Genomic DNA, 8,149 nt, shown 5'->3' with positions numbered 1-8,149 from the left:
CCTATTCAATGATGATCGATGCGTCGAGGCAACTCGTCGCTTATTCGACGATGCACCGCTCGTGGCTGAGGTTTTACCACTAAACTACACCCGCGTATGCAGAAAAAGTAGAAATTTGTCGAACGAAATGTAAAAATAAAAAACAGGAATCCCTGTTTCATAATCACGTTTTACATTATATCGACTCCACTAGGACAAGTCAATACCTTGTTCACAACTTTTTCAAAAATGCATTCTCGCTCTATCATACCACGCTCGTATAAAAGTCGAAACCGTAAGTCCGTAAAAATTTATCCTCTCCATCTAGAACCGTTCACCGAACGAAATAATGGGTGTTATTTTATGAAAGGTTTTAGGAAAATAAGTTATCTATTTTAAAACATGCGGTTGAAAATGAGGAACATTCGTAGCCCCCTTTGTAACAATTAGGGGGCTTTCTTTACATTTTCCCAGACATCAATCCGTACAACCGATTGCTTCCGCAAGACTCCCTAATAATTAATTCAGGTTCAACCATGACTGCTTTCGGCTGAAATTGACGGTGTATAATATCTCGTAACATATATGCGGCAAGCCGTCCAATTTTTTCTTTATCTTGGCGAACCGAAGTTAATGGCGGATCAGTATAATTGCATGCCTCGATATCATCACATCCAACAATTGCGATATCCTCAGGCACTTTTAACCCTCTTTCTTTTGCCGCTTTCATCGCACCAAAGGCCATTAAATCTGACGCCGCAAATATCGCTTCAGGATGATGTGACGATTGTAATATTTTTTTCATTGCCTCATAGCCACTTTCCATAAAAAAATCCCCTTGGGCGAACCATTCATCATGAATAGTTAACCCAAATTCTTTCATCGTGTTACGAAATCCTTCTTCGCGAATTTTTGTCACTTGTGCCCCAGGCAAACCGCCAATGTAGCCGATATGGCGATAGCCACATAAATAAAAGTGTTCTACGACTTTCGCGGAAATTTTATAGTTATCTGTCATAATGTATGCCGAACGGCTTCCCTCAAGCGGAATATCTACACCAATACATGGAATGTCGCTCATGTCTAAACGATAAATGGACGGTTGCACTTTTTCACCACTAATAATGATTACCCCATCGACTTTGTAGCGCATCGCTCGCTCGTAATAATCTTCCTCTCCTTCTTCAAATCGCTCATTTGAAAAAAAGAGGAGGTCATAACCGAACGCTCCCATTGTTTTTTTAAAAGAATTCATCACTTCGATAAAAAAGGGATGGTTGAAATCCGCATTAATTTCCCCGGCATAAATGACGCCGACAACTCTCGACTTATGAGCGGTATCTTTTTGAATACGAGCGGCAACATACCCTGTTTGTTCCATAATTTCTAACACTTTTCTTTTCGTTTCTTCACCGACATCATGATAGTTATTCAACACTTTCGATACCGTGCCTGGCGACACACCCGCTAATTTTGCAATTTCTTTAATGGTGATTTTCATACGATCCCTTCTTAACTTCATAATCTTATTTTCATTATAACACAAATTTTCCCTCGTTTAGCGGCCATGTCACTATTGTTTGACGGATCCTTGAGTCAAGCTTGAAATAAACAACTTATTAAAAATTAAAAACACGACAATGAGCGGTAATGTTGCCCAAAATGTTCCTGATAAAATCATGCCATAGTCCTTCACATATGCATCTTGAAGAGCACGAATTGCAATTTGAATCGTGTAGCTTGACTCATCCCTTAATACAGTCAACGGCCATAAGAAATCGTTCCATACGAACATAAAAGTTAAAATACCGAGCGTCGCAAAAGCTGGTAAAATGGAAGGAACGACGATGTTCCAATATACACGGAAAATGCTACATCCATCAATTTTCGCTGCTTCAATTAATTCATCTGGAATCGCATCTTTAATATATTGACGCATCCAGAAAATACCGAACGCATTCATTAATCCTGGAACGATAATTGCTTTTAAGTCGTTCAACCAACCTAACTTTGTAATAATAAAGTATTGCGGAATTAATCCTAATTGTGGCGGAATCATCATTGTGATTAAAATGACGGTAAATAGCTTCTCACGCCCTTTAAACTGCAACTTGGCAAACGCAAAACCTGCTAAAGAACTGAAAAATAACACACCGAGCGTTGTTAAACTAGCAACAACAAACGAGTTCCACATCGCCCCGAAAAAGTCGATGTTTTCTAATACGTTTTGAAAGTTTTCTACTAGTTTATCCCCCGGCACGACCGCTGGTGGTAATTTATTAATGACATGATTCGGTTGCGTCGCCATGACAAACATCCAGTATAACGGAAAAACCGATAACAACGCACCGATAATGAGTAAAATGTGAATCGTTACTTTATTCACAAGTCCTTTTTTACGTAACGTAGCCATCTTCATTCACCTCCATGTTTTTACTTACCCGATTTATCTAAACGATTGGACGCGAAAAAGTTAATCGTCGTGAATACAATAATGAGTAAAAAGAGTGAGACAGCCGTCGCAGAAGCTGTTCCGAACGCATTATTCGTAAAAGCTTCCCTCCATAAATACAACACGATCGTCATACTTTCTTCCCTAAAACCACTTCCAAAAATGAGTGGTTCAGCGAAAATTTGTAGCGATCCGATCGTTGCTGTGAATACAACGAAGACGATAATCGGCTTTAGCATCGGTACAGTAATGAAAAGAAACTGCTGCCATTTTTTCGCTCCGTCAATTTCAGCTGCTTCATAAAGGTCTTTCGGTATACTTTGCAATCCCGCTAAGAAAATAATCGAGTTATATCCAACCCATCGCCAAAAAATCATCGTCGCAATCGCAATTTTCGCTCCCCATTCAGATGTCTGCCAGCTTACTGGAGAAATTCCAAACAAATTAAGTGTGGCATTGACCAATCCTGCTTCTTGTTCGCTAAATAAAACGGTGAAGACAATCGCTACCGCAACAATCGATGTTACGTTTGGCACAAAATAAGCAACACGAAATACACTTTTAAATTTAACAATCGCTGAATTTAAAGCAACTGCTAAAATTAATGCTGCGATTAACTGTGGACCTGTTCCTAATAGACCGATGATAATCGTGTTATAAATTGATTTCCAAAATAGTGGATCAGTAAAAATGAGTGAAAAATTTTTAAATCCGACAAACGTCATTTCACCGAATCCGTTCCATTTTTGAAACGCTAAGTAAAAGCTAAACAGCATGGGAAAAACCCCGAAGACAGCAAATAAAAGAAAGAACGGAGATATGAATAAGTAGCCGGCTAATGCAGTTTTTTTCTTATCACTTAATCCTTTTGGACGGACAGCTGTATGCGTATGATTATGGGATACCATTGTATTTCCCTCCAAAAAATCATGATAGGGGAAGGGAATAAATCCCTTCCTCATGTATTTTATTGACGTTCAAGTTGACGTTTAATGCGTTTAATTGCTTCTTTCCATTCTTTTTCTGGATCAGCTTTTTTCTTTTGTACATTTGTCAACGCTTTCACAATTTCTGATTGAACAATTCCGTAGTTTTTACCCATGTATACCGTTTTTACTTTTTGCGCTGCTTCAGCAAATACTTGAGCTGTATTCACGCCACCAAAATACTCATCTTTGTACTCTTTAAACTCCGGTGCATCATACACAGAAGGAGTGGATGGGAATAAGCCCATATCTTTAAACGACTTTAACTGTTGTTCTGGTGCGACAAGCCATTGAATAAAGTCGTATGCTTCCTTGGCATGCTTGGACTCTTTCGGAATCGTTAAATAAGAACCACCCCAGTTTCCTGCTCCACCAGGCATGTTTGTAATAAGCCATTTACCTGCTGAATTTGGCGCATTTCCTTTAACTACCCCTTGCATCCACGCAGGTGCAAGCAGTGTGGCATAGCTTCCTTTTTCCATCGCATTGCCCCATTCAGGCGTCCACAATCCGTTGCTACCAAGGTAACCTTTTTGAATTAAATTTACAGTATAGTCGTACGCTTGTTTAATGTACGGTTCTTTTTCGATCAACAATTCTTCTTTTTCATTGAAATATTGCACAGGCGCTTGGTCACGCAATGCGTTGTACACAAGTTCAACATTGTCTGCAATTGGTTTTCCTGTTTTTTCTTTAATTGTTGCAGCGACTTCAGCATATGCATTCCAGTCCGGAATTAACTTAGCAACTTCTGCAGGATCCGTTGGTAATCCTGCTGCTTCAAACACGTCCGCGCGATAAAACATAGCTGTCGGACCAATGTCTGTCGGAAGACCGAACAAAAAGCTTCCGTCCGCGCTTTCACCGATGCGCCATTTCCAATCTAAATACTTATCCTTAATGTCTTTTGCACCAAAATCGTATAAGTTATAAAAGCGATCTTGCGCCTCACGATAACGTTCAATGTTATTTACTTCAATCATTGCGATGTCCGGCGCACCACTTCCAGCTGATAACGCTGTAAATAAAGCGTTGTGGTGATCATCAAACTGTGTAGACTGGATTTTAATTTCAACATTCGGATGATCTTTCATATATTCTTCAGCTAACTTTTCATAACCTGTGCTTCCGAATACCCACATGTCTAACTTCACTTTTTCACTTGAACCTTTATCTTTTGATTCGTTATCACTTTGGGACTGATTGCTGCACGCCGTTGCAAACATAAAGACGAATGCTAGCAACAACATAAGCGCTCGTTTCTTCATTATTCTTTCCCCCTTGTTTTTTACTTACAACACATGGCATACTGTTTACTTCATGTAATTTGTCCATTTCGTTTGCCCATTCGCTTGTTTGACGGTATAATTCTTTTAGTTTTCTTTGTAGTAGCGGCCAATCCCCAACATATCGCGCTATTACAAAGAAAACTTTTTCCCTTCCCCCATCACCTCCTTTATTTAACTCCATGATTCATGATCGTTTCCTTATACCATAATGCGCTCTTCTTCGGGATTCGTGCTAACGTTTCATAGTCTACGTATACAATCCCGAAACGCTTATCATAGCCAAATGCCCACTCGAAATTATCGAACAACGACCATACATAATATCCTTTCAAATTGACTCCTCGTTCAATCGCACGATGACAAGCAATTAAATGCTCTCGTATATAAGCGATTCGCTCATTGTCTTCTACTTCACCTTGCTCATTAACATAATCTTTGTATGCAGCACCATTTTCAGTAATGTATAACGGAATATCGCCATAATCATTTTTCAATCGTATCATTAAATCGAACAAACCATTTGGATTCACTTCCCAATTCATATCTGTCACTGGTCTTCCTGTACTTACATGCTCAAATACGATTGGTTCACGTTCACCCTTTTTCCAGTCTTTTAATGTCGCCGTTGAGTAATAATTGAATCCGAAAAAGTCGATCGGCTGCTGGATCGTTTGTAAATCTCCTTCTTGATAAATATTTGGTAAGTAATCTTTATACACTTCTAACATATCTTTTGGATATTGTCCTTTAAACACAGGGTCTAAAAACCAACGATTCATAAAACCGTCCCATTTTCTCGCTGCGTCAACTGCTTTTTCATCTTGTGGGTCAAACGCATATCCAGGAGTTAAATTCAATGTAATACCAATTTCTCCATTTTTCGGACCAATCGCTCGAAACGCCTTTACTGCTTCGCCATGAGAAAGAAGAACATGATGAGCAGCTTTTAAGAATGATGTAAAGTTTTGAATACCTGGCGCATGTTCACCATTCCCGTACCCTAAATAAGTGACAACCCATGGTTCGTTATGAGTAATCCATTTTTTCACGACATCCCCAAGATTCTCATAAAGGAAAGCAGCGTATTCTTGAAAATAATGAACAATATCACGATTTTCCCAGCCACCTTTTTCTTGAAGAGCTTGCGGCATATCCCAATGATAAATTGTCAACATTGGCTCAATATCGTTTTCTAACAATTCATGTACAAGACGTTTATAAAAATCTAAACCTTTCTCATTAAACTTACCAGGCGTTTCCGTATACAGCCTCGCCCAACTCGTCGAAAATCGATACGCCTTTAAATGAAGCGCTTTCATTAATGCGACATCATCAATATAACGATTGTAATGATCAATTGCGATATCCCCATTATCCCCATTTGCTACTTTACCAGGGATACGGGAAAAGTGATCCCAAATCGAATAAATTTTATCTCCTCCAGTCGCCGTTCCTTCAATTTGATACGATGAAGTAGCAGCTCCCCAGATGAAATCTTTCGGAAACTGAAGCATATTTCGAACCCCTTTCGAAAATTTTCGTTAACAAATAATTAAAAAAGCGCTTTCTTTCATTTGTTTCGTAAATTAATCATAATAAAAATTAGCGGATAAAGTCAATAAAATCTTTTATTTTCACAAAAAAAATTATGATTAATTGTTCAATAAAATTGTTTTTTTCTACGAAAATTTTCGTTATGTATATTAAGAGGTAAGCTAAAATGATCGAGAAGAAACGGATAAGAGAGGAGGAAATAAAAAAAGATTCCTGTAATCAACAGGAATCCTTGTAGTGCCGATGGTGGGAGTCGAACCCACACTCCCTCACGGGAACACGATTTTGAGTCGTGCGCGTCTGCCAGTTCCGCCACATCGGCATGAGACTATTAAATTATAACATATCGCCTTATTTTGTCAATATTTTCCAGTGCCGAGGGCCGGACTCGAACCGGCACGGTAGTCACCTACCGCAGGATTTTAAGTCCTGTGCGTCTGCCAATTCCGCCACCCCGGCGCATAAAAAATGGAGGCGGCAACCGGATTCGAACCGGTGGTAAAGGTTTTGCAGACCTCTGCCTTACCACTTGGCTATGCCGCCATGAAATGAAGAGCGGAAGACGGGACTCGAACCCGCGACCCCCACCTTGGCAAGGTGGTGTTCTACCACTGAACTACTTCCGCATATATGGCTGGGGTAGCTGGATTCGAACCAACGCATCACGGAGTCAAAGTCCGTTGCCTTACCGCTTGGCTATACCCCAATGTTTTAAAGTTTATATGGGGCGACTAGTGGGAATCGAACCCACGAATGCCAGAGCCACAATCTGGTGCGTTAACCACTTCGCCATAGCCGCCATATTTTTTGGCAGGGGCAGTAGGAATCGAACCCACACCGGAGGTTTTGGAGACCTCTGTTCTACCATTAAACTATGCCCCTAAAATGGTGGAGGGGGACGGATTCGAACCGCCGAACCCAAAGGGAGCGGATTTACAGTCCGCCGCGTTTAGCCACTTCGCTACCCCTCCGCAGATGGTGCCGGCTGCAGGACTTGAACCCGCAACCTACTGATTACAAGTCAGTTGCTCTACCAATTGAGCTAAGCCGGCACATTATATATTCGAACTAAGCCGACATTATTGAAAATGGTGGCTCGGGACGGAATCGAACCGCCGACACAAGGATTTTCAGTCCTTTGCTCTACCGACTGAGCTACCGAGCCACATATGGCGGTCCCGACGGGACTCGAACCCGCGATCTCCTGCGTGACAGGCAGGCATGTTAACCACTACACTACGGGACCAATTTGGTTGCGGGGGCAGGATTTGAACCTGCGACCTTCGGGTTATGAGCCCGACGAGCTACCTGGCTGCTCCACCCCGCGATGATAAGAAGGGACTATTTTTTATTTATGGTGGAGGATGACGGGATCGAACCGCCGACCCCTTGCTTGTAAGGCAAGTGCTCTCCCAGCTGAGCTAATCCTCCATTTGATCTTGCCCGGCAACGTCCTACTCTCGCAGGCGGTGTCCCGCCAACTACCATCGGCGCTGGAGAGCTTAACTTCCGTGTTCGGGATGGGAACGGGTGTGACCTCTCCGCCATCGTCACCGAGCAATAATGCTTTAGACAAATGTTATTATAACGGAATATTTTTTGTTGTCAAGCATTTTTTTATTCCTTCAAAACTAGATAACAGGTTAAGCAGTCGCCTACGCTTTTCTTGATGTCTAGCTTCGAACTAACATCCTCCTACGCCTTTCGCTTTTTCCGTTCGACGTGCACGCACGTCTTCGTCAAAAGCTCTCGGCTCCGTCGGACGTTTCCTTGGCTTCGCCAAGGACCGTTCTCCGCTTTTCTTATGTGTTTAGTTAAGTCCTCGATCGATTAGTATCCGTCAGCTGCACGTGTCGCCACGCTTCCACCTCGGACCTATCTACCTTGTC

Annotated in this window: 5 protein-coding genes, 13 tRNA genes and 1 rRNA gene; all 19 read right to left on the bottom strand. The window is 41.4% G+C overall.

The features are described from left to right. Positions 1 to 439: 439 nt before the first annotated feature. Complete coding sequence (locus HNQ82_RS06735) at positions 440 to 1,501, bottom strand: LacI family DNA-binding transcriptional regulator (protein ID WP_183248254.1); 1,062 nt, start codon at positions 1,499 to 1,501, stop codon at positions 440 to 442. Positions 1,502 to 1,552: 51 nt separating this feature from the next. Further along, entirely contained in the window at positions 1,553 to 2,392 is an 840-nt protein-coding gene (locus HNQ82_RS06730; protein ID WP_183248252.1) for a carbohydrate ABC transporter permease, read from the bottom strand. Between the two features lie 20 nt (positions 2,393 to 2,412). After that, positions 2,413 to 3,339 carry a carbohydrate ABC transporter permease gene (locus tag HNQ82_RS06725; protein WP_183248250.1) on the bottom strand — a complete coding sequence of 309 codons (927 nt, stop codon included), beginning with the start codon at positions 3,337 to 3,339 and terminating at the stop codon, positions 2,413 to 2,415. Positions 3,340 to 3,398: 59 nt separating this feature from the next. Beyond that, the gene (locus tag HNQ82_RS06720) at positions 3,399 to 4,688 is read right to left on the bottom strand and encodes an ABC transporter substrate-binding protein (RefSeq protein ID WP_183248585.1); all 1,290 of its coding nucleotides are present in this window, start codon (positions 4,686 to 4,688) and stop codon (positions 3,399 to 3,401) included. Positions 4,689 to 4,873: 185 nt separating this feature from the next. After that, a complete protein-coding gene (locus HNQ82_RS06715) occupies positions 4,874 to 6,220 on the bottom strand; it encodes a GH1 family beta-glucosidase (RefSeq protein WP_183248248.1) in 1,347 nt (448 codons plus the stop codon). A 278-nt stretch (positions 6,221 to 6,498) separates the two neighbouring features. Then, positions 6,499 to 6,582: transfer RNA gene (locus HNQ82_RS06710), tRNA-Leu, on the bottom strand. A gap of 51 nt (positions 6,583 to 6,633) precedes the next feature. Further along, a tRNA-Leu gene (locus HNQ82_RS06705) sits at positions 6,634 to 6,719 on the bottom strand. A 10-nt stretch (positions 6,720 to 6,729) separates the two neighbouring features. Then, positions 6,730 to 6,803 (bottom strand) — tRNA-Cys (locus tag HNQ82_RS06700). A gap of 11 nt (positions 6,804 to 6,814) precedes the next feature. Then, positions 6,815 to 6,886, bottom strand: a tRNA-Gly gene (locus tag HNQ82_RS06695). Positions 6,887 to 6,891: 5 nt separating this feature from the next. Beyond that, positions 6,892 to 6,966 (bottom strand) — tRNA-Gln (locus HNQ82_RS06690). Positions 6,967 to 6,983: 17 nt separating this feature from the next. Further along, positions 6,984 to 7,059: transfer RNA gene (locus HNQ82_RS06685), tRNA-His, on the bottom strand. 9 nt (positions 7,060 to 7,068) lie between these two features. Then, positions 7,069 to 7,142, bottom strand: a tRNA-Trp gene (locus HNQ82_RS06680). A gap of 4 nt (positions 7,143 to 7,146) precedes the next feature. Then, a tRNA-Tyr gene (locus HNQ82_RS06675) sits at positions 7,147 to 7,231 on the bottom strand. Positions 7,232 to 7,236: 5 nt separating this feature from the next. Beyond that, positions 7,237 to 7,312, bottom strand: a tRNA-Thr gene (locus HNQ82_RS06670). A gap of 37 nt (positions 7,313 to 7,349) precedes the next feature. Further along, a tRNA-Phe gene (locus tag HNQ82_RS06665) sits at positions 7,350 to 7,425 on the bottom strand. A 5-nt stretch (positions 7,426 to 7,430) separates the two neighbouring features. Next, positions 7,431 to 7,506: transfer RNA gene (locus HNQ82_RS06660), tRNA-Asp, on the bottom strand. Positions 7,507 to 7,510: 4 nt separating this feature from the next. Then, positions 7,511 to 7,587, bottom strand: a tRNA-Met gene (locus HNQ82_RS06655). 28 nt (positions 7,588 to 7,615) lie between these two features. Then, positions 7,616 to 7,691, bottom strand: a tRNA-Val gene (locus tag HNQ82_RS06650). A gap of 10 nt (positions 7,692 to 7,701) precedes the next feature. Next, positions 7,702 to 7,818: ribosomal RNA gene (gene rrf / locus HNQ82_RS06645) — 5S ribosomal RNA — on the bottom strand. Positions 7,819 to 8,149 lie beyond the last annotated feature (331 nt).

Source organism: Anoxybacillus tengchongensis, assembly GCF_014201585.1.
GTDB lineage: Bacteria > Bacillota > Bacilli > Bacillales > Anoxybacillaceae > Anoxybacillus > Anoxybacillus tengchongensis.
This window is presented reverse-complemented; position numbering and strand designations above follow the sequence as displayed.